We start from the raw sequence: 19,914 nt of genomic DNA, 5'->3' as shown, positions 1-19,914 counted from the left end.
GAACCGGTCGCCGATCTGTTTGAACAACGCCGGAGACGGAAACGGATACCCCAGATGATCGGCGAGGAACGCGACCACCTGCGCTGAGGTCTGCAACCTCGGCACATAGGCGTTGAGATAGATCCGGTCCAGGCACTGGATATCCAGGGCGACATGCCCATCCAGAATATCGGTCACGGTCACGACCCGCTGCGGCATGACAACCACCTCGACACCGAGCATGCCCTGCTCGGGCTTCCCGCCGCACCGGCCAGCACCCTCGCGGCGCAGCCGCGACCCCTGAGGTCAGCCTCGGACCGCTTCCCACACACGCCGGAACCGGCACCTGACCAGCCCAAACCGGCCACCCACCTCGGCGGTCCGAGGATGACCTCACTACTACGGCAGCAGCACTTGCCGGTTGGGTTATGTTTGCTGGTCACGGCGTAGTCGGGTGCGGTGGTGGTACCAGCGTGCGCGGGCTTGGTGGCGTCGGCGCCACCAGATCCAGTGCAGGTGGTGGGTTTCGGGCAGGAGCCGGCGGGTGGCCAGGATGAGGAGTCGTTTGATTTCGGCGACGGTGAACGCGATCAGGCCGGGATCGGCGGGTGGCTGCTGGTCGGGTGTGGTGGGCAGGATCGGTGCTGGCGCGCGGGTTTTGGCTTGGGCGGCGGTGACCGCGCAGACCGCGAGCGCGGCCAGGGCCAGCACGATATGCCGCAGCAGCGCAGTGTAGAGCCGGGCCTGAGAATGGTCGAGCCCGAAGTGGTCCTTGCCGAACTCGAAACCCTCCTCGACCGGCCAGCGCAGGCAGGCCACCCGAACCAGGACCATCAGCGTGACCGGCCGCCCAGGCGGGACGTAGCAGTAGTGGTAGGCCAGCTCACCGGTGCGAAGATGCTTGCGGATCAACAGAAAATGCTGCGGACTGGTCGTGGCCAGCCACGCCCACGCCTAGGCGCGTTCGCCCTTGGAGCCGGTCACCGAGCAGATCTGCCACCGCCGCCGGTGCTTGCGCCGGGCCAGATGCGCGGCAACGGCGGCATCCGCGCGCATCCGCTGATCGGGCGTGACCTCGAGGGTGAAGGCGCACCCGACCCGCATCACGTACCCGATCCCGTTGTCCTCCAAGAACGTGCGGAGTTTCCCGGAACGGCCGTAAACCTCATCACCGGCGATCCACGGCGGGATCGTCGCATCGGCGATCATCTCGGCGAGAATATCGGCCGCCAACTGCGGTTTGGTCGCGAACTCCACATCGTCGGGCACGCCCAGCGCCGCACGGCGTCCAGCATCGGCGAGCTGCTCCTCGGGCATATAGATACGAGCACCGACCAGCGCGTGCCCGCCCGCAGTCGCGTACGAGCAGTAGACCGTGTTCACTCCATTGGCGACCCGCCCGGCGCAGCCCATGTACTGCCGTTTCGCGCCGGCCGTCGTGTCGCCCTGCTTCTCCTGACCGGACTCGTCCAGCGCCCCCACTCGCAATGGCTGGTCCTCCAACGCCTCAACCACGAACCGCCGCACTACACCCTGAGCCTGATCGTGGTCCCAGACCGCGTGATTGAGCAGCCGCTGCATCCGATCCGGCGTGCGGTCACCCGCGTACTCGGCGATGGTCCACGCGTTCTTCCGCGGCAGATCACCCACCAACCCGGTCATGTACTTCCTGGCCTGCGCGAACGGCTCTACCCGCGCGAACCACCGCCGCAGCCTCTCGTGCAGCACACCCAGGTTCGCCACCGCCCGCTCACCCTCTACCATGGCAGCCACAGCCGCCTCACGATTCTCTTGCGTCACAACATGATGATCCTGAGGCGGCTGCCCTCACGATCAACAGGGTCACCCCAACGCCCTGACCAGCCAAGATCAACCAAGTGCGGCTGCCGTACTAGCCCTGGCGCTCGGCATCAACTCGGCCGCTGCGCACACCGTCAACGGGGTTGCCGCCGGACTGCTGACCAGCAGCGGCATCCTGCTGCTCATGGCAGGCGCCACCATCCCCGCTCTCGGCCCACGCAACCGGATGCGCTGCCAGTACCGACAGCTCGAACCGCTCTGGCGCGACCTCACCGCGTTTGCACCCGAAGTCAAGTTCGGCACCCGGTCGCCATACCGCACCGATATCACCGACCGGATCCGCCAGAGACTGACCGAGATCAACGACGTGTTGATCGGCCCGCTTCAGCCCTACCTGGACCCAGCGGTTCACGCCGCCGCACTGGCCTCCGCCGAGCAGAAGGCCGGCCACGGCGCGGCCCCTGACACCGCAGCCACCGCGCAGGCCGTAACCATCGCCACAGCACTGATCAGCACAGAACCGGTCAACCCGAACAGGCCGGTAGTGTTCACCACTCCTGGCACGCAGGACTACCGCGACGAAGCCGCGTGGTACGCCTCCGTCGCCGCCGCCTACAGCCACCTGACCACCACCGCGAAGACCGAGGAGCCCCGCCGCCATGCCGTCGACCCTGCCCGCTGAGACGGCCCCCGCCAGTAACCGGCAGCGCATCGCCCGGTTCGCGACCGAAGCCTTGGCACCCTGGGTATGGGTACTCGGGCTCCCGCTGATCGTCGCCTGGCAGGTCACCGGACACCACGTCGGCCAAGCCCTTCTGTGGGGGCTTGTCGTCGGGGTAACCGGGTCCCTGATCCCCATGGCTGTCATCGTCCGTGGCGCGAGGAAAGGCAAGTGGGACAGCCACCACGTCACCAACCGTGCAGGTCGGCTCGTCCCGTTCGCGGCATGTATCGGCTCCCTTGGCGTCGGATTCGTCGTGCTGCTCGTCGGCGGCGCCCCGCGCGAGATGATCGCGTTGGCCGCTGCGGAACTCGCCAGCCTGGTTGCAGCGTTAGCTGTGACCTTCGGCCTGAAGTTCAAGATCTCGATGCACGCCATGGTCGCAGCAGGCGCGGTCGTGGTCCTGATGAAGACCTACAGCCCATGGTTCGCGCTGCTTTTCCTTGCTGTCGCTTGGGTTTGCTGGTCCCGTGTCGAACTCAAGGACCACACCGTCGCGGAGGTCACGACCGGGACCGTGGCGGGCGTAGTGATCGGCGGCGGCGGATACCTCGTGCTCGCGGCGGCGCTGGCGTAGCGAGGGACGTGCATCACCTCGTGGCAGCAGAAGGATGATGCTCATTCTTCGATTCGTCGAGGTCGACGGCAGCGGCAAGTTGGAAGCTTCACCAGCCGCGCCGATTTCCGTCCTAGTGTTGTCGCCGCAACAGACTGGGTAGCCGCAGTAGTGGGGCGGCAGTCAGCGGGAGTGTCCTTGGCGGCGGCTGGGTCTCGTCACATGTCCAGCAGGGCCAGTCTCGCGCGGCGACCCGCCCACTCGGCCTCGCGCCACGCTGCGGGCATCGCCGCGATGGCTTCCCTCGCGACCCGGGCAGCGTGCTTGTCGTCGCCGAGGGCATGCAGGACGAACGCGCGCTGCCCGTGGAAGAACGAAGGCACATACCAGTACGCGGACGCGGGTAGCTCGTCCGAGCTGTCGGGCAGTTGGGTCACCAACCGGTCGGCCGACGCGAAAGCCTGCCGTGCGTCGGTCTTGAGTCCGTCGCGGGCCAGCACCTCGGCGCTGCGGGGGCTATTCCGGCGCAGGCTCCCGTACGCCGAGAACCACAGCTGACCGCGCGATTCGACGTCCTACGGGCCTTGCGGCCGAGGGCAGGTCAATCACCGACAGCGAGGGCGCTACGTGCGACACTGCGGCTTGGTGTGCGCGTCCGTGCGCGGCGGGAGCGGGCCTGCGTCAGCCAGGAGGAACTTGCCCTGCATTGGCCGCTCGCAATACACGCTCATAGGCACCAGCTACGCTCATCGGGCGACCATGAGTGAGCCGGACCCGCGCAGGCTTGCTCTCGCTGTGCCCTCACCGCTGGTCGAATTGCACGACGACCGTTTGGCACTGCACGGGATCAGGCTTTACTTCAAGCGGGACGACCTGATCCACCCCGAGGTTCCTGGCAACAAGTGGCGCAAGCTCAAGTACAACTTGGCGGCGGCACGGGGCTCGGGGCCACTCTCGGCTGTTGACCTTCGGTGGCGCCTATTCCAACCACATTCGGGCGGTAGCCGCAGCCGGTCATTTCTACGATTTCGAGACCATCGGGGTGGTGCGGGGCGAGGAGCACCGGCCGCTGAACGATTCGTTGGCGTATGCCGCTAGCCGTGGCATGCGGCTGACTTACTTGGATCGCGCAACCTATCGACGCAAGACCGAACCGGAGGTGCCGGCGAAGTTAGCGGACCAGTTCGGTCCCTGTTACGTCGTCCCCGAGGGCGGCAGCAACGGGCCAGGCGTGCGTGGCTGTGCTGAACTGCCGGGCGAGATCGAGCCGGAGTTCGACGTCATCTGCTGTGCGTGTGGCACCGGCACCACCTTGGCCGGCATCGCGGCTGGGCTGACCGGCAGCAGGCGCGCGTTGGGCTTCGCTGTGCTCAAGGGTGGGCGGTTCCTCGATGATGAGGTGCAGCGGCTTCAGCGCGAAGCTTTGGGCCGTGAGATCGACAATTGGGCCATCGACTACGGCTGCCATTTCGGCGGGTACGCCAAGCGGACACCGGAGCTGGACGCGTTCATTGCCGGGTTCAAGTCACAACAGGGCATCACGCTCGACTGGGTGCACGAGGCCAAGATGATGTATGGCCTATTCGATCGCATATTCTCGGGACCGTTCCGAATGCAGATTTGTGCCGCGAATGGACTATGCTTTAAAGTGATACGCGCGCTGCGCCTTTTTGCCGGTGTTCTCGCGTATCCAGTCTAGCTCCCAGATGTCACTGTCGACATTGAACTCGCGGTCGAATCCAATCCACTTGCCACGCATGGTCTTGCCCATCGGATCGAGGACAAGCTGAAGTGCGCCGTGATACACGGAACCCCGGTAGTAACCGCCCGGCGATGTCCGTTCCGACCATGTGCCGGTGACAACTGATCCATTGGTCAGCAAGTCAAGCCGTAACCGCGAGCCGTTGTTGACGGGCAGGCTCTCGCCGGATAGCCGATCATCGACATGTCGCAGCAGAACGTAATGCTCACTCTCAAATGTCTTGGCTCTGCCCGTGCTGGTGTAGCGGTACCGGCTGTGCCAGATACCGGACAGGTCGCCGTCGACAGTCGCCGTTGACGGCAGTTCTTTTGCTTCAGCGCTGTCGGCGAGGGCCGGGCTGGCCGAGGCGAGCGACAGCGCCGCGCTGATCTTGAGTAGCAGCGACCGGCGACTGGTGCCGCCGCCCCGAGCCCACGCTGTCGCCATCTGCGCCAGCTCGTGTACGTCGACGTGGTCGAGCCGGGCTACGAAGTCACGCATCACGTTGTCATCCGCCGCTCCCCCGAGCGCTGCCAGTTGCTGGTGATGGCGGTGAGCAGTGTCGGAGGGACGGAAGTCGGCGCCGTCGCTGACAAGATCCGCTACGCGACACTCGTACAGTTCGGCCAGCTTCCCCAGGACCTCCAGGGACGGTGCGTGGCCGGTGTCGGCGGGCCACAGCTCCCAGTAGGAGAAGTTCTTGAATGTCTTGGGATCTGCAGGCCAGCGGGCGTTCCACTGCTCGGCCGCCTCCCTCTGACTCCACCCCCGAGCCAGTCGCAAAGCTGTGCGCATGTTGATGCGGTAGCGCTCGGTAAAGACGAATGCGATCTCAACCCAGGTCTTGGCCTCGGCCCGCAGTTCGGCCGATAATTGCCGTTGTTCCTGGCGAACGCTCCGGATCGCGGTGGCCATGACATTCCCTCCCTGTCACCGGTGAATCGCACGGACGATACCCACCCACCAGTATTTCAGAATTCCTCCCTGTTGAACAGGGATGAATTGTTCCTCAAGATCACGGTCGGGCAGGGTGGTTTGCGGCGTTGACCTGCGGTTTTGTAGTCGATGGGCACCCGACGCTGGGTCGATCTGGTCGTCCTGCCACCACCGGTAGGTCACCCTGCTTCGCACTCTGAAGCTTTGCCGTCGTCCCCGGACCCCGGGTGCTGCCCCTTGCAACCGAATCGCCTACGCAGGAAGCGAGCATTCAATGATGCGGTGGCTGATCCAGTGGTACTCGACGGACACCGTCTGCCCGCAACGGCACGAGCGCGGCGACATTGACCCATCCGTGCAAGCCGTAGCTGAGTGGCACCCGGTCTGCTCGTGCGAGGTTCTGTCGTGACTCTGCGGATCTGCATCGACCCGGCGGCGTTCCGCACGGTGATTGATGGGGTGGGGCGCCCGCATGGGGTAGCTGCGGTGGTCGAGTACGCGTCGATAGAGGAGCGTTCAGCGAGAGGTGTGCCGACGCAGTGCCCGTATTGCGACGTGCGGCAGCGGCGGCAGCTCGGTTACGAGGTTCGGCCGAGCCATCCAGGGCTGCATCCGCGCACTCGACAAGGGAGGTCCTGATGTTCCGCGCGCCCTTCATTGTGCTCGTCTCGGCGATGGTGCTTGCCGCTTGTTCGAGCACCGTCACTCCCAGTATTCCGGTTCCGACGGGCAGTTCCGTGCTGTCCAGGTCGGTGCCGCCGTATGGCGGCGCGCCGAAGGTCGTGCATCCGTTGCCGGATTCGGTGTTGTCGGGCAGTCCGTGTGACGCGCTGAGCCCGAAACAGATCCTTGACGACGTTGGGCCCGGGGTCCCCGGAAAAGTCGACGACGGTGCTCTCGGCCCGGTATGCCGCTGGTACGACGGCGACGGCGGGCCAATGCTGATGGCATATTTCACGACTCTGCAACACGAAGGCCTGAGCGTCATCTACAAGCAGGTCAAGTCCCAGATGAGACGGTTCGACGTGCTTCCGCCCATCCAGGGTTTCCCTGCGGTGGCCTACGACACCCGGCCAGGACCGAAAACCCGGGACTGCCATCTCGCGGTCGGGCTCGCCGACACCCTCGATGTCCAGATCGGGCTCAGCCTCGGCGACCACGACGCCGGCAAAACCGACGCCTGCGGCCTGGCAGCCATCGCCGCCGACCAGGTGGTCACCACGCTCACCGCGAAAGCGGGGCACTGAGATGGAACCACCCAGTACTTCCCATCCACGACAACGACTAATTGAAGGGTAGAGCACGTGGGAACCACGGCCAGAGGTGCGTTCCGGAACCGGTTGCTGGGTATCGCCTTACGCACCGCCCGGAGGGACGCGCATTTCGGGATCCGGGAACTGGCGCGGCGGGTCGGAGTGAACCCCGCGTTGGTATCGAACTGGGAACTCGGGCAACGCACACCGAAACGTGACGACGTGGCCGGGATCCTCGGCGCGCTGGGTGTCACGGGTGAGGAGAAGCGGCGGATCCTGCACCTGGCCCGCCTCACCGGTCCGGGGTTGATCCTGCCCGGCAATCTCAGCAACCGTGACCATCTCGCCGCGCTGAGGGACTGCGAAATACTCGCGACCAAGATCCACGTGTGGCATCCCTTGCAGATCCCGGACCTGCTGCAGATCCCGGACTACACCCTGGCCGCGCTCGCGGCGCAAGGCATCGACACTGAGGGCGGCCGGGAGCTGGTGGCGCTGCGCACGGAAAGCGGCAACATCATCCACGGCCCGGGCGCTACCCCGGTCACCGCGTTCATCGGTGCCGCAGCCCTCACCAATGTTGTCGGCACACCGGAGATCATGCGCCGACAGCTGGACATGCTGATCGTCCCCGCTGCCGGGACGATCGTGCGTGTCGTGCCCGACGACATCGGTGAGCACCCCGGCCGGTCCGGCCCCTTCACCCTCTACACCACCCCGCCGCGGCCGTCGCCTACGTCTCCCACCGCAACGCCGGAACCTTCCTGCCCGACGACCACGGCGAGCACCGCGACATCATCGACCGGCTCGACAACATCGCCATGACACCCACCGAATCCGCCATGACCATCGGCGACGCCACCGTCACATACACCCACTAGCACACCGCTCAACCGAACCAGCGCGGCCACGCAGCACCACCAAAGCTGTGAAGGGACCCTTCACAGCCGCAGAGTCCGTGAAGGGTCCCTTCACAGACCCGCCACCGCGATTCACCGCAGCGCGGCTTCGGCGATGGCCAGCGCCTGTGTCGCCGAGAGCCCGAGGCGCCGGGTGATCGCCGCGTACTCCTGGGCCGCGGTACGGGCTCGGGCAAGGGTCTCATCGCCGGTGGAGCCGACGAAAGTGCCTGCGCGGCCACGGGTTTCCAGGAGGCCCGCCTCCTCCAGCTCACGGTAGGCGCGGGCCACCGTATTCGGAGCGATGCCCAGCTCAGCAGCCAGCGCACGTACGGTCGGCAGCTTCGTGCCGACGGCCAGCGTGCCGTCGTTGATCTGCGTGGCCAACGCGGAACGCACCTGCTCGAACGGCGGGACCGGCGACGCGCTGTCGTAACTGATGCTCATCGCCCGACGGCCGCCTGCATCAGCTCGGTCAGATCCTCCGAACCGGCGGGCAGCGCGTCGACCGGCCACCAGCGCAGGTCGTCGGATTCCTCGCTGCGCACGGGTTCCGCGCCGGGCGGGGCATGCAGGACGTATCGCACGTCGAAATGCCGCGTCGGCACGCCCAGCGAGCAGGTGATCGGGTGGACGTCGAGGTGCACCGGCGTCTCGCCGATGGTCAGCCCGGCAATGCCCGACTCCTCGGTCGCCTCCCGCAGCGCGGCTTCGGCCAGGGAAGTGTCGGCCGGTTCGCAGTGCCCGCCCAGCTGCAGCCACCGGCCTACCCGCGGATGGAGCGTGAGCAGCACCTGCTTGCCGGTCGAGTCGAGGACCACGGCGGACGCGGTGAGGTGCCCGGCCTCGCATGCGCGTTGACAGGTGTCCGTACGCGACGCGAGAAAGCCGAGAAACGCCTGTCGCAACGATTCTTGCGAAGCTGGAGCGGGATTCCACGCTGACAGCGCGGAAATGGCGGAGTCATGCAGTGTCACAGCTCGATCAGTCCTTCCCCGGTGGTCAACGGTCCGCGTGCGGGCGGCGGGTCGCCTGCCGGATATCCGATCGCGACCGAACCCAGCGGTTCCCACTGCTCGTCCAGGCCGAGCGTGGACCGCACGAGGTCGGCGGCGAAGATCGTCGACCCGATCCAGCACGAGCCGAGGTCTTCGGCGGCGAGCGCGACGAGCAGGCCCTGCACCGCGGCGCCCGCGGCGACGGTGAACATCGTGTGCTCGTGCCCGTTCCGCCGCTCGTCGCGGTAGGTGTGCGCGCCTTCCGGCACCAGGAACGGGATCACCAGTTCCGGCGCGCGGTAGAGAATATCCCCGCGGGACAACCGTTTCGCGATCTGTTCGGGAGTGAACCCGTCGCCGGCGAGGTCCGCCTGCCACGCCTCGCGCATCGCGTCGAGCAGCTTCCGCCGCAGCCCGTGGTCGCGCAGCCAGAGGAACCGCACCGGATGCGTGTGGTGCGGCGCGGGCGCGGTCAACGCAGAGGCGACCGCTCGCCGCAGCGCCGCCGGATCCACCGGTTCCTCGCTGAACTGCCGCACCGAACGCCGGTTCGGCACGGCCTCGCGGCGGCCCTGCGCGATCGATTCGTTGGTGCCGAGCCGGAACAGATCCACTTCGCCGGAACGGATCAGGTCCCGCGCGCACGAGCCGTCGTCGACGATGTCCAGCCCACGCACCACGGCCACCGGCACCCCGCCGAGCTTGCCCTTCACCAGGTCCGCCGCCGCGGCCAGCTCGTCGGCCACCGCGACCTGGGTGACCGCGAGTTCGTTGCCCTGCACGTCGATCTGCCCGGCGTACCCGTGCAGCACGCGCAGCCCGGATGCGCCGATCGCGGTGTCGGTCTGCCCTACCCGCCAAGCCCGGCCCATGGTGTCGGTGACCACCACGGCGACCTCGACGCCCAGCCGTTCGCGCAATCCGTTGCGCAGCGCGAGCGCCGAGGCATCCGGATCGGCGGGCAGCAGCGCCACCTCGTCGTGGCGCACGTTCGACGCGTCGATCCCGGCCGCGGCCTGCACGATGCCCAGCCGGTTCTCGGTGATCAGCGTGCGCGAGATCCGGGCCACCACCCGTACCGACTCCTGCTCGATCAGTTCGCGCCGGGCCGCGTCGCGGGCCTCGGGATCGCTGGGCACGCGGACGAGCCTGCCCTCGACCTTGGAGAAGGCCTTGCTGGTCACCACGACCACGTCCCCGGAACGCAGCCACGGCGCGGCGGTCACGATCGCGCCGGTCAGATCGTCGCCCGGGCGGAACTCCGGCAACCCGGTGACCGGGAGCAGCTCGATCTTCGCGGAGGCGTGGTCAGTCAATGGAAACTCCCGCCAGGTCGAGGGCTGCGCGGACCATCGCCGCAGTTGCGTCCACATCGGACATAAGCAGGGGCACGGCGCGCACCGCCGCGCCCGGCACCGTGACGCCCGCGTCCTCCGGCGCGACGAGCCAGCCGTCCAGCACACCGCCTTCGGACCGCGCGCCGTAATGGCGTCCGACGGCTTCCGCGGAGGTCTCCACACCGATCGCGGTGAGGCAGGCGTCCGCCATCCCGCGCAGGGCCTTGCCACCGATGATCGGCGAGAACCCGACCACCTTCGCGGACGATTTCCGCAGCGCGTCCCGGATCCCGGGCACGCCGAGCGTGGTGCCCACCGAGACCACCGGATTGGACGGCGCGAACAGCACCACGTCGGCGTCGGCCACTGCTTCGAGCACCCCGGGGCCGGGCTTGGCCTCGTCGTTGCCGACCGAGACGATCGAATGCGCGGGCAGTTCCGCCTGATAGCGCACCCACCACTCCTGGAAGTGGATGGCCTTCTGTTGCTCCGGTTGGTCCGGATCGTCGATCACCACGTGTGTTTCGACCCGGTCGTCGGACATCGGCAGCAGCCGCACGCCGGGCTGCCAGCGGTCGCACAGCGCCTCGGTGACCGCGGAGAGCGGGTAACCCGCGCGCAGCATCCGCGACCGGATCAGATGCGTGGCGAGATCCTTGTCGCCGAGCCCGAACCAGGTCGGCTCGGCCCCGTACGCGGCCAGCTCCTCCTTGACCACCCAGGTCTCGCCGGCATGCCCCCAGCCGCGCGCGGGATCGATGCCGCCGCCGAGGGTGTACATGCAGGTGTCCAGGTCGGGGCAGATGCGCAGGCCGTGCATCCACACGTCGTCCCCGGTGTTGACCAGCGCGGTGATCTCGTGCGGGGAGTCCCCGGCGCCGATCGCGGGCAGCCCGAGTGCGGTCTTGACGCCGAGCAGGAACCGGGCGCCGCCCACTCCGCCGGCCAGTACGACGGTCTTCACGACTGCGGATCCTTGCACGTATCCGGTCCAGGGACCCAGTACCGGTATCTGTGGTGCTCCGAACAGCCGAGCGCGGAGTACAGCGCGAGCGCTCCGGCATTGCCGAGCGCTACCTGAAGCACCCACTGCGTTGCGCCCTGCGCTCGGCCCCACGCGGCGAGCGCGTGCAGCACCGTGGCGGCCAGACCGCGCCGCCGGAAGTCCGGTCGCACGGCGAGCCGCGCGACGTGCAGCCAGCCGTCCACGACCGCCCCGCGGACGGCACCCGCGGTGACGCCACCTGAGGTGACCACTCCGTAGCCCACCTTTCCGGTGGTCAGCACGTGACGTTCGGCTGCGCTCGGGTACCGCGAACCAGCGGTCAGCTCCCACCACTGCGGCGTGGGCTCGTCGAGAACCTCGGCGGCCGGAGCCGGACCCGAAGGCAGCGGGCCGGTTTGCACGGTCACCCGGTGCCCGGCCGCGTGCCCGACCTGCTCGACCCAGCCCTGGGCGGCCACTGCCCGCTCCAGCGCGCTGTCCTCCACGACCTGAACGGCGGGCCTGATGGACCGGGCGTGGGCGAACTCACACACCGCTCCGAGCGCCTCCGGGACGGGCATTCCGGGGTCGCCGACGGCGAGTGCGCTGTTCGCGCGGCCGGTGAAGCCGTCCGCCCAGCGCAGCCGCCACTGCCCGAGCGGCTCCTCGGCCAGCGGGGGCCATGCCCTCGAACAGACGATTTCGAGCTTTTCGCCGGCATCCACGGTTAGATTGTGACTGAAGAGGGTGCGCCCATTCCGCAGGAGAACCGATGAGTTACGCGCGCAAGGACGACCGGCACAACGACGATCTGGTCGACGAGATCGCCGACGGCTTCAACCGGACGCTGAAGGAGAAACGCGAGGACGGCAAGCCCGCCGCGCCCGGGTTCACCATCACCGGCGATGCCCGCGACGCCCCGAAACCCCGGCGCCGGGAGCGCTGAGCGGCCCGGATTCCCGGCTGGTCCGGCGGCCGGAATAAGGGTCGCCTAACCGGCACCGGGGGTGCGGGAAGCGCGTAATGTCCGCAGCAGAGAAGGCCCAGCAGCAGAAAAGCAGGAGACCGCAGTGACCTACGTGATCGCCGAGCCCTGCGTCGACGTGCTCGACAAGGCGTGTATCGACGAGTGCCCCGTGGACTGCATCTACGAGGGCGAGCGGATGTTGTACATCCACCCGGACGAGTGTGTGGACTGCGGTGCCTGCGAGCCGGTCTGTCCGGTCGAGGCCATCTACTACGAGGACGACGTGCCGGACAACTGGTCCGACTACACCAAGGCGAACGTCGACTTCTTCGACGAGCTGGGCTCCCCGGGTGGCGCGTCCAAGGTCGGCAAGACCGCGCACGACCCGTCGTTCATCAAGGCCTTGCCCCCGCAGGGCGAATGACCCGGCTGCCGGACTTTCCCTGGGACTCGCTGGCCGGGGTCAAGGCCCGCGCGCAGCAGCACCCGGGCGGCCTCGTGGACCTGTCCATCGGCACGCCGGTGGACCCGGTCCCCGACAGCATCCGCGCAGCGCTCGCGAGCGTTTCGGACCTGCCGGGTTACCCGGCCACGCACGGCACGCCCGAGCTGCGCACGACCGCGGTCGAGGCGCTCGGGCGCCGCTACGGCGTCACCGGCGTGGAGCCCGACGCGGTGCTGCCGACCATCGGGTCCAAGGAGGCGGTGGCCTGGCTGCCGCGGCTGCTCGGTCTCGGGCCGGGCGACACCGTGGTGATCCCGGAGCTGGCCTATCCGACCTACGAGGTGGGCGCGCTGCTCGCCGGGGCCGAGATGCTGCGCGCGGACGGGCTGACCCAGCTCGGCCCGCGCCGTCCGGCGCTGTTCTGGCTCAACTCCCCGTCGAACCCGACCGGTCGGGTCCTCGGCGTCGAGCACCTGCGCAAGGTGGTCGAATGGGCGCGCGAGCGCGGCACGATCGTGGTGTCCGACGAGTGCTACCTCTCGCTCGGCTGGGAGGCCGAGCCGGTGTCCGTGCTGCACCCGTCCGTCCACGGTGGACAGACCGACGGCCTGCTCGCGGTGCACTCGCTGTCCAAATCGGCGAACCTGGCCGGGTATCGCGCCGGGTTCGTGACCGGTGATCCGAAGCTGGTCAAACGGCTGCTGGACATGCGCAAGCACGCCGGCATGATCGTGCCCCGGCCGGTGCAGCAGGCGATGGTCACCGCGCTGACCGACGACGAGGCCCTCGCGCTCCAGCGCGAGCGTTACCGGCGGCGTCGGCTGGTTCTGCGGAAGGCGTTGCAGGACAGCGGTTTCGAGATCTCGCACTCGGAAGCCGGGCTGTACCTGTGGGCCAGCCGCGGCGAGCCCTCGCTGAGCACCGTCGACTGGCTGGCCGACCGCGGCATCCTGGTCGCCCCCGGCACCTTCTACGGCCCGTCGGGCGGCTCGCACGTCCGGGTCGGCCTGACCGCCACCGACGAGCGGATCGACGCGGCCGCGGAGCGGCTGAGCGCTTCTTGACGGGGCCGTGAAGGGTCCCTTCACGGCGTCTGAGGCTGTGAAGGGTCCCTTCACAGACCGAGCCTTCGTGGTGTCGCCGGTTATCGCGTCAGGGTTTGGTGCTTGCGCCGACGGCGTCGGCAGCCTTCTGGATCCGCTCCCACAGCTGCGGCCAGGCGGCTCGTGCCTCGGCCCGTTTGGCCAGCTCGTGCTCGGCGATGCGGCCGGCGACGAAGCCCACCTCGGCGTCCGCCTTCCCGAGGGCGGCGCGCACCTTTTCCGCGGCCACCACGGCGTCCTGGTGATCACCGAGCACGGTCTGGAATTTGCGCGTGGCCTTGATCAGTTCGGTGAATTTCGCGGCGTCCTTCTTTTTCGCCGTCGATCGGGCCAGTTCGGCGGTGTAGCGGAGCTTCTTGCCGCGGATGCGCAACGCGTGCAGATCGTCGTCCGGGGGATCGGCGGGCAGGGCGCGGACGGCCTTGGCGAGCTTCCGATACGGCTTGCGGAGGTCGGCGACCGGTCCGGTCCCGGCAGCCGGGACCGCGGTGTTCTCGTGCTCCGGGACGTGCGTGAGCTGAGCGATTTCGTGCAGCAGCGTCGTGTAGCGCGCGTCGGACAGCGCGCGGGTGAGCCGGCGGCGAGCGATCCCGCGCTCGGCGGCGAACACTGACACCAGCCTTCGTCCGGCCGATTGGTCGCGGACCTCGAACGTGCGCACCACTTCGCGGAGGTGACCGATCAGCACGTCGTAATCGCGTACTTCGCCGAGCGATTGGCCCAGCCAGCCCAGCTCGCGGTGGACCTGCTCACCGTCGGGACCCAGCAACGGCCCGGACGACTTGAGCACACTGCGCATCCGCCGCACGGCGACCCGCATCTGGTGCAGATCCTCGGGATCGGTGCCGGTCCGGGTGCCCGCCTCCCGTGCGACCAGCTTCCGCAGCTCATGATCCAGCTTGACGCGGACGTGCGTCGCCGCAGGCGCACCAGGCGCGGCCTTCTTCGGCACGACGGCGAGCCCGAGCGCGGCCGGATCGGTCGGCTGCACTCGACCGTTTCTCCGGGATGAGGTGGTCACCACATGAATACTAGGTGAACGAACGCGGGCCGCCGAGCCCTTCCTCACCGCTGCCCCGAACGTTGTGAAGGGTCCCTTCACGGACTCAGAGTCCGTGAAGGGACCCTTCACAGCACGTCGGTCAGGTCGTTCAGTTGGCGTGCAGAGCGGCGTTCAGCTCAATGCCCACCCCGGCCCGCGGGACGACCTCGACGGCGCCGGTCGCGGAGTTGCGGCGGAACACCGCACCCGAGATACCCGAGATCTCACGGGCCTTCACCGTCTTGCCGTCGACCTCCACCTTCGTCCCGGAGGTCACGTACAGACCGGCTTCGACCACGGAGTCGTCACCGAGGGAGATGCCGATGCCGCCGTTCGCGCCGATCAGGCAGCGCTCGCCGACGGAGATCACCTCGGTGCCGCCGCCGGAGAGCGTGCCCATGATCGAAGCGCCGCCGCCGACGTCGCTGCCGTCACCGACCGTCACGCCCGCCGAGATGCGGCCTTCGACCATCGAAGCGCCAAGGGTGCCGGCGTTGTAGTTCACGAAGCCTTCGTGCATCACCGTCGTGCCGGCGGCCAGGTGGGCGCCCAGACGCGCACGGTCTGCGTCGGCGATGCGTACGCCGCTGGGCGTCACGTAGTCGACCATGCGCGGGAACTTGTCGATGCTGTACACGGTCACCGCGCCGCGGGAACGCAGCCGCAGGCGGGTCTGTTCGAAGCCTTCGACCGGGCACGGGCCGTGATTGGTCCACACGACGTTGGCCAGCAGGCCGAAGACGCCGTCGAGACTCTGCCCGTGCGGCCGGACGAGCCGGTGCGAGAGCAGGTGCAGCCGCAGGTACACGTCGTGCGCGTCGGCGGGTGCCGTGGCCAGGTTGCCGATCGTGACGCGTACCGCGACGACCTCGACGCCACGGTCGGTGTCCGGTCCCAGCAGCGCGGCAGCAGCGTCGCCGAGCAGCTCCGCTGTCTGTTCCGCGGTCAGCCGTTCGGTGCCGGAAGCGCCCGCGTCGGTCAACTTCGGCTGTGGGTACCAGGTGTCCAGCACCGTGCCGTCGGACGTCACGGTGGCCAGCCCGACGCCGACGGCGCCGGTCTTTTCGGGGTCAGGGATCTGCTCGCTCACGCCGGTCACGGTAGCCGAGCCGCGCCGCCTCAGCCCGTGGCGGCCTGCTGGTTCACCTGCTTTTTCACCGCGGCGATGGTGGTCGCGATGTCCGTGAGCGCCTTCGTGCACGCGCCGCCCGGCGAGGGCACGGTGGTGCATCCGGCCCCGCGAAACGCGCTGACCGCCTGGTCGAGCGCGGTGGCCTCGCCGTCGAGCGGGCGGTCGACGGTCTTGCCCGCCTGTGCGCGCGCATGGACCGAGCCCGCGGTGCCGCCGACCTCCGTGACGTACTTCTCACAGCCGCTCGGCCGCTGCGTCTGCGGGCTGGAGTAGCAGGCGTCGGCGGAAAGCGCGTCGAGCTTGATCGGCAGGGCGTCCGGGCCGGGCGTGCCGGGGTTCGGGCCGGGGGTGGGGCCCGCCTCCTGGCTGCAGCCGGTCAGGACGAGGGACAGGACGCCCAGAGCGATCAGAGAGCTTCGCGTGCGCACATCCCTCACGGTAGCCCCCGTCCGGCCTGGGTACGGTGCCGGTATGACCTTGCTCGACCTGCGCGCCGACCCCGCCGACCTCACTGCCGCTCTCGTCGACGTGTTCAGCGTCTCCGGCCAGGAAACGAAGCTGGCGGACGCGGTGCAGGCCGCGCTCACCGAGCAGGCGCCGCACCTCGAAGTGATCCGCAACGGCGACGCGGTGCTCGCCCGGACGAACCTGGGCCGCGCGTCCCGCGTGGTGCTGGCAGGCCACCTCGACACCGTGCCGGAAAACGGGAACCTGCCTTCCCGGCGTACCGGCACCGGCGACGAAGAGGTGCTGCACGGACTCGGCACGGTGGACATGAAGGGCGGCGACGCGGTGTTCCTGCACCTGGCCGCCACTCTGCCGGAGCCGAAGCACGACATCACGTTCGTCTTCTACGACAACGAGGAAGTCGAGGCCACGCGCAACGGCCTCGGCCGGATCGAACGCGAGCTGCCCGACTGGCTGGCCGGTGACCTGGCGATCGTCGGCGAACCGTCGAACGGCGTGATCGAGGCGGGCTGTCAGGGCACGCTCCGGGTCGAGGTGCGCACCAGCGGCGCCCGGGCGCACACCGCGCGCGCGTGGATGGGCCGGAACGCGATCCACGCACTGGCCGAACCGCTGCGCCGCCTGGCCGAGTACTCCCCGCGGGTCGTCGACATCGACGGCCTCACCTACCGCGAAGGCCTGCAGGCCACCGGGATCTCCGGTGGCGTAGCCGGCAACGTGGTGCCGGACGCGGCCGTGCTGACGGTGAATCACCGGTTCGCCCCGGACCGCGGCACGGATCAGGCCGAAGCACACGTGCGCGAGGTTTTCGACGGGTTCGATGTGTCCCTTGTGGACCTTTCGCCCGCCGCGCTGCCCGGGTTGTCCGCACCGGCCGCCGCCGAGCTGGTCGCTGCGGCGGGCGGCCGGGTGGCGGCGAAGCTGGGGTGGACGGACGTGGCCCGCTTCGCCGCGCTGGGCATGCCCGCGGTCAACCTCGGCCCCGGCGACCCGACGCTCGCGCATACTCAGCAGGAAAACGTGCGTATGGCGGAGATCCGGCAGGTCGCGGCGACACTGCGCACGTTCCTGGCGTGACCGGGGGGCAGGGAAGGCTGGAGACCTCTTGCAGGGAAAGGAAAAGCCGCCTTCGGACCCGCCCGCCTCGTACCGATTCCGTGACGCCTCCGGCGCGAGCGTCGTGACAGTTGTAGCTTTTTCTGGAGTTGCCGTACGTGTACGGTATTGTGAAAAGAGAAACAGTCGTGTGAGGTTCCGGAGAATCGCCCGGATGGCATCGATGGACCCGCGAGACGACGTGAAGCATAGTGGTCCAGACCACTATCGGAGGGTCAATCGGCCCGATCGGCTCACGGCATCTCTCCAGGCTCTCCTTCAGGCCGACGACTTCCCCGGCGTTCCTCCGCGCCGGACCGCGGCAGACGCCCGAGCATCCAGGCACGCGTGTGCAGGGAAGCCGGATCGGTCAGCCGCACGGGCGAGCCGGAACCCCGATGTCGCGACGGCGACGCTCCGGCAGCCCGGAAGTTCACATCCGGGTCATCGAGCCGTCACGCTGTGGTGCCGACGCGGGCGGCCGGGTGGTCACCCCGGCCCGTAGGCTTGGCTGGTGAGTGAACAGTCTGAGTTCCCCGACGGCCAGTACCCCGAGCGTCCGGTGGAGCGGCACCGGGGCCCGGTGGTGCTCCGGCGCGACCGTCGTGACCAGGGCAGTACCACCGACCAGCGGTTGCTCGATTCGCGCGGGCCGAGCGACTGGGTGCACACCGACCCGTGGCGGGTGCTGCGCATCCAGGCCGAGTTCGTGGAGGGCTTCGGCGCGCTGGCCGAGGTGCCGCGCGCGGTGACCGTGTTCGGCTCCGCGCGGACCAAACGGGACAACCCGGAGTACGAGCTGGGCCGCAAGATCGGCGGGGCGCTCGCCGCGGCCGGGTTCGCGGTGATGACCGGCGGCGGGCCGGGTGCGATGGAGGCGGTGAACCGCGGCGCGGCCGAGGCGGGCGGCTTCTCCGTCGGGCTCGGCATCGAGCTGCCCTTCGAGCAGGGCTTGAATCCGTGGGTCGACCTCGGCGTGAACTTCCGGTACTTCTTCGCCCGCAAGACCATGTTCATCAAGTACTCGCAGGCCTTCATCTGCCTGCCCGGCGGGTTCGGCACGCTGGACGAGCTGTTCGAGGCGCTCACCCTGGTGCAGACGAAGAAGGTCACCAAGTTCCCGGTGGTGCTGTTCGGCACCGAGTACTGGGGCGGACTCTACGACTGGATCGCCAACTCCGTGCTCGAGGGCGGCAAGATCGGCGAGAAGGACCTGCAGCTGCTGCACCTCACCGACGACATCGACGACGCGGTCCGCGTGGTCCAGGACTCCTACCAGGCCTGGGAGGACTCGCACTGATGCGGATCTGCGTGTTCTGCGGTTCGTCCACCGGGCTGTCCCCGGAGTACGCCGAAGCCGCGGCCGGGGTGGGCAAACTGCTGGCACAGCGCGGTATCGGGCTGGTCTACGGCGGCGCGAGCGTGGGCATCATGGGCGTGGTGGCCGACGCCGCGCTCGCCGCGGGCGGCGAAGTGCACGGCGTGATCCCGGAAGTGCTGTCCAGTGTGGAAATCGCACACGGCGGGCTCACCGAGCTGTACGTCGTGCCCGATATGCATCAGCGCAAGGCGAAGATGGCCGAGCTGTCCGACGCTTTCCTCGCGCTGCCGGGCGGGGTGGGCACGCTGGAGGAGCTGTTCGAGGTGTGGACCTGGGCGCAGCTCGGGTTGCACCGCAAGCCGATCGGGCTGCTGGACGTCGGCGGGTACTACGGGCAGCTGGTCGCGTTCGCCGATCACATGGTCGAGGAAGGCTTCCTGCGTACGGAAACCCGCGGCCTGCTGACGGTGGGTGCGGACGCGGTGAAGCTGCTGGACCAGCTCGTCGCGCAGTGATCAGCGCCGCACCTTGAACTTCAGGTGCAGCACGCCTTCGCCCTGGATGACCACGTGCGGGTCGGCCAGCAGGTGCTGCCCCTGGATGCCGCCGAAGTAGCGTTTGCCCGACCCGAACACCACGGGCACCACGTCCATCGCCACTTCGTCGACGAACCCGGCCGCGAGAGCCTGGCCGCCCACCTCGCCCGCGTTCACCGCGACGGTGCGTTTCCCGGCGAGTTCTTTGGCCATGGCGAGCGCGGCGGGCACCCCGTCGACGAAGTGGTACGACGCCTCCGGGTGCCAGCCCGCCGGCTTGGGCCGGTGCGACACCACCACGACGTGGTCTCCGGCGGGCGGCTGTCCCTCCCAGCCGTTCACCAGGTCGAACAGGGTGCGGCCCATCACGATCGTGCCGATCGACTCCCACATCTCCCGGACGTAGCCGGCCGACGCGCTCGACACCCGGAAACCGCTCCCGGTGCCGGAATGGTCGTACCGCTGATCGTCCGGCGGCGGGATGATCGGGGTGTCCCCGGCGAAATACCACTCGTGGAGCGGCCCGACGGCGTCGTTCTCATCGGCGATGAAGCCGTCCACCGACACCACACTGTGCAGGATGACCGCGCCCACGGATAC

At 68.6% G+C, this 19,914-nt stretch carries 23 protein-coding genes and 1 pseudogene; 11 read left to right on the top strand and 13 right to left on the bottom strand.

Features of this window, described 5'->3' with window-relative positions:
* Positions 1-198, bottom strand: a 198-nt coding sequence (locus tag D5S19_RS26375) for a hypothetical protein (RefSeq protein WP_199730712.1), incomplete at its 3' end; no start/stop codon positions are given.
* A 207-nt stretch (positions 199-405) separates the two neighbouring features.
* A pseudogene (locus D5S19_RS34335) lies at positions 406-1,779 on the bottom strand (IS701 family transposase).
* Between the two features lie 184 nt (positions 1,780-1,963).
* On the opposite strand from D5S19_RS34335, the gene D5S19_RS26360 reads away from it, so the two are divergent.
* The gene (locus tag D5S19_RS26360) at positions 1,964-2,461 is read left to right on the top strand and encodes a DUF6545 domain-containing protein (protein ID WP_120026057.1); all 498 of its coding nucleotides are present in this window, start codon (positions 1,964-1,966) and stop codon (positions 2,459-2,461) included.
* Positions 2,439-3,077, top strand: a complete 639-nt coding sequence (locus tag D5S19_RS26355; protein ID WP_120026056.1) for a hypothetical protein — start codon at positions 2,439-2,441, stop codon at positions 3,075-3,077. The genes D5S19_RS26360 and D5S19_RS26355 overlap by 23 nt, the downstream gene beginning before the upstream one ends.
* Before the next feature lie 197 nt (positions 3,078-3,274).
* Here D5S19_RS26355 and D5S19_RS26350 read toward each other — a convergent pair whose 3' ends face one another.
* Positions 3,275-3,493 (bottom strand): hypothetical protein, encoded by a 219-nt coding sequence (locus tag D5S19_RS26350; RefSeq protein ID WP_147397513.1) that lies wholly within the window; start codon positions 3,491-3,493, stop codon positions 3,275-3,277.
* A gap of 524 nt (positions 3,494-4,017) precedes the next feature.
* Here D5S19_RS26350 and D5S19_RS26345 point away from each other — a divergent pair.
* Positions 4,018-4,755, top strand: a complete 738-nt coding sequence (locus D5S19_RS26345; RefSeq protein ID WP_233574177.1) for a 1-aminocyclopropane-1-carboxylate deaminase/D-cysteine desulfhydrase — start codon at positions 4,018-4,020, stop codon at positions 4,753-4,755.
* On the opposite strand, the gene D5S19_RS26340 is transcribed toward D5S19_RS26345, so the two are convergent.
* The gene (locus D5S19_RS26340; protein ID WP_120026054.1) at positions 4,693-5,712 is read right to left on the bottom strand and encodes a hypothetical protein; all 1,020 of its coding nucleotides are present in this window, start codon (positions 5,710-5,712) and stop codon (positions 4,693-4,695) included. The two genes, D5S19_RS26345 and D5S19_RS26340, sit on opposite strands and share 63 nt — an antisense overlap.
* Positions 5,713-6,371: 659 nt before the next feature.
* Here D5S19_RS26340 and D5S19_RS26330 point away from each other — a divergent pair.
* Together D5S19_RS26330 and D5S19_RS26325 are read left to right on the top strand one after the other, a co-directional pair.
* The gene (locus tag D5S19_RS26330) at positions 6,372-6,980 is read left to right on the top strand and encodes a DUF3558 domain-containing protein (protein WP_120026053.1); all 609 of its coding nucleotides are present in this window, start codon (positions 6,372-6,374) and stop codon (positions 6,978-6,980) included.
* Positions 6,981-7,037: 57 nt separating this feature from the next.
* Positions 7,038-7,811, top strand: a complete 774-nt coding sequence (locus tag D5S19_RS26325; protein WP_120026052.1) for a helix-turn-helix domain-containing protein — start codon at positions 7,038-7,040, stop codon at positions 7,809-7,811.
* A 167-nt stretch (positions 7,812-7,978) separates the two neighbouring features.
* Here the strand turns inward: D5S19_RS26325 and D5S19_RS26320 are convergent, their stop codons facing one another.
* Genes D5S19_RS26320 through D5S19_RS26300 form a run of 5 tightly spaced genes read right to left on the bottom strand, consistent with a single transcriptional unit; the run spans position 7,979 to position 11,930 of the window.
* Entirely contained in the window at positions 7,979-8,332 is a 354-nt protein-coding gene (locus D5S19_RS26320; RefSeq protein WP_120026051.1) for a GntR family transcriptional regulator, read from the bottom strand.
* Positions 8,329-8,862, bottom strand: a complete 534-nt coding sequence (locus D5S19_RS26315) for an NUDIX hydrolase (RefSeq protein ID WP_120026050.1) — start codon at positions 8,860-8,862, stop codon at positions 8,329-8,331. The genes D5S19_RS26320 and D5S19_RS26315 overlap by 4 nt, the downstream gene beginning before the upstream one ends.
* Complete coding sequence (locus D5S19_RS26310) at positions 8,859-10,256, bottom strand: coenzyme F420-0:L-glutamate ligase (protein ID WP_120026049.1); 1,398 nt, start codon at positions 10,254-10,256, stop codon at positions 8,859-8,861. The genes D5S19_RS26315 and D5S19_RS26310 overlap by 4 nt, the downstream gene beginning before the upstream one ends.
* On the bottom strand, positions 10,192-11,184 hold the full coding sequence (cofD, locus tag D5S19_RS26305; protein ID WP_120026085.1) for a 2-phospho-L-lactate transferase: 993 nt from the start codon (positions 11,182-11,184) through the stop codon (positions 10,192-10,194). The genes D5S19_RS26310 and cofD overlap by 65 nt, the downstream gene beginning before the upstream one ends.
* Complete coding sequence (locus tag D5S19_RS26300; RefSeq protein ID WP_120026048.1) at positions 11,181-11,930, bottom strand: GNAT family N-acetyltransferase; 750 nt, start codon at positions 11,928-11,930, stop codon at positions 11,181-11,183. The genes cofD and D5S19_RS26300 overlap by 4 nt, the downstream gene beginning before the upstream one ends.
* Positions 11,931-11,977: 47 nt before the next feature.
* Between D5S19_RS26300 and D5S19_RS32590 the strand changes: the two genes are divergently transcribed.
* The 3 genes from D5S19_RS32590 (at position 11,978) to dapC (ending at position 13,681) form a co-directional block, all read left to right on the top strand.
* Entirely contained in the window at positions 11,978-12,151 is a 174-nt protein-coding gene (locus tag D5S19_RS32590) for a hypothetical protein (protein WP_199730711.1), read from the top strand.
* Between the two features lie 124 nt (positions 12,152-12,275).
* On the top strand, positions 12,276-12,596 hold the full coding sequence (gene fdxA / locus D5S19_RS26295; protein WP_033293324.1) for a ferredoxin: 321 nt from the start codon (positions 12,276-12,278) through the stop codon (positions 12,594-12,596).
* Positions 12,593-13,681, top strand: a complete 1,089-nt coding sequence (gene dapC, locus D5S19_RS26290; protein ID WP_120026047.1) for a succinyldiaminopimelate transaminase — start codon at positions 12,593-12,595, stop codon at positions 13,679-13,681. Before fdxA ends, dapC begins: the two co-directional genes overlap by 4 nt.
* A gap of 88 nt (positions 13,682-13,769) precedes the next feature.
* On the opposite strand, the gene D5S19_RS26285 is transcribed toward dapC, so the two are convergent.
* The 3 genes from D5S19_RS26285 to D5S19_RS26275 all read right to left on the bottom strand — a co-directional run bounded on the left by D5S19_RS26285 (position 13,770) and on the right by D5S19_RS26275 (position 16,322).
* Entirely contained in the window at positions 13,770-14,741 is a 972-nt protein-coding gene (locus tag D5S19_RS26285; RefSeq protein ID WP_120026084.1) for a CHAD domain-containing protein, read from the bottom strand.
* Between the two features lie 130 nt (positions 14,742-14,871).
* On the bottom strand, positions 14,872-15,852 hold the full coding sequence (dapD, locus tag D5S19_RS26280; protein WP_120026083.1) for a 2,3,4,5-tetrahydropyridine-2,6-dicarboxylate N-succinyltransferase: 981 nt from the start codon (positions 15,850-15,852) through the stop codon (positions 14,872-14,874).
* Between the two features lie 29 nt (positions 15,853-15,881).
* On the bottom strand, positions 15,882-16,322 hold the full coding sequence (locus D5S19_RS26275) for a hypothetical protein (protein ID WP_233574175.1): 441 nt from the start codon (positions 16,320-16,322) through the stop codon (positions 15,882-15,884).
* 43 nt (positions 16,323-16,365) lie between these two features.
* On the opposite strand from D5S19_RS26275, the gene dapE reads away from it, so the two are divergent.
* The 3 genes from dapE (at position 16,366) to D5S19_RS26260 (ending at position 19,293) form a co-directional block, all read left to right on the top strand.
* Positions 16,366-17,439, top strand: coding sequence for a succinyl-diaminopimelate desuccinylase (dapE, locus tag D5S19_RS26270; RefSeq protein ID WP_120026046.1), 1,074 nt, complete (start codon positions 16,366-16,368; stop codon positions 17,437-17,439).
* 532 nt (positions 17,440-17,971) lie between these two features.
* Positions 17,972-18,757 carry an LOG family protein gene (locus D5S19_RS26265; protein WP_098511268.1) on the top strand — a complete coding sequence of 262 codons (786 nt, stop codon included), beginning with the start codon at positions 17,972-17,974 and terminating at the stop codon, positions 18,755-18,757.
* Positions 18,754-19,293, top strand: a complete 540-nt coding sequence (locus D5S19_RS26260) for an LOG family protein (RefSeq protein WP_120026081.1) — start codon at positions 18,754-18,756, stop codon at positions 19,291-19,293. Before D5S19_RS26265 ends, D5S19_RS26260 begins: the two co-directional genes overlap by 4 nt.
* On the opposite strand, the gene D5S19_RS26255 is transcribed toward D5S19_RS26260, so the two are convergent.
* The gene (locus tag D5S19_RS26255) at positions 19,294-19,908 is read right to left on the bottom strand and encodes a dihydrofolate reductase family protein (RefSeq protein WP_120026045.1); all 615 of its coding nucleotides are present in this window, start codon (positions 19,906-19,908) and stop codon (positions 19,294-19,296) included.
* Positions 19,909-19,914 lie beyond the last annotated feature (6 nt).

Origin of the sequence: Amycolatopsis panacis (genome assembly GCF_003600245.1) — a bacterium.
Classification (GTDB): domain Bacteria; phylum Actinomycetota; class Actinomycetes; order Mycobacteriales; family Pseudonocardiaceae; genus Amycolatopsis; species Amycolatopsis sulphurea.
This window is presented reverse-complemented; position numbering and strand designations above follow the sequence as displayed.

Bases quoted from the DNA above. Each gene is read 5' to 3' on its own strand.
- dapE (WP_120026046.1), top strand. From the start codon at position 16,366: ATGACCTTGCTCGACCTGCGCGCCGACCCCGCCGACCTCACTGCCGCT.
- D5S19_RS26355 (WP_120026056.1), top strand. From the start codon at position 2,439: ATGCCGTCGACCCTGCCCGCTGAGACGGCCCCCGCCAGTAACCGGCAG.
- D5S19_RS26330 (WP_120026053.1), top strand. From the start codon at position 6,372: ATGTTCCGCGCGCCCTTCATTGTGCTCGTCTCGGCGATGGTGCTTGCC.
- dapC (WP_120026047.1), top strand. From the start codon at position 12,593: ATGACCCGGCTGCCGGACTTTCCCTGGGACTCGCTGGCCGGGGTCAAG.
- D5S19_RS26310 (WP_120026049.1), bottom strand. From the start codon at position 10,256: ATGTGGACGCAACTGCGGCGATGGTCCGCGCAGCCCTCGACCTGGCGG.
- D5S19_RS26340 (WP_120026054.1), bottom strand. From the start codon at position 5,712: ATGGCCACCGCGATCCGGAGCGTTCGCCAGGAACAACGGCAATTATCG.
- D5S19_RS32590 (WP_199730711.1), top strand. From the start codon at position 11,978: ATGAGTTACGCGCGCAAGGACGACCGGCACAACGACGATCTGGTCGAC.
- D5S19_RS26360 (WP_120026057.1), top strand. From the start codon at position 1,964: ATGGCAGGCGCCACCATCCCCGCTCTCGGCCCACGCAACCGGATGCGC.
- D5S19_RS26320 (WP_120026051.1), bottom strand. From the start codon at position 8,332: ATGAGCATCAGTTACGACAGCGCGTCGCCGGTCCCGCCGTTCGAGCAG.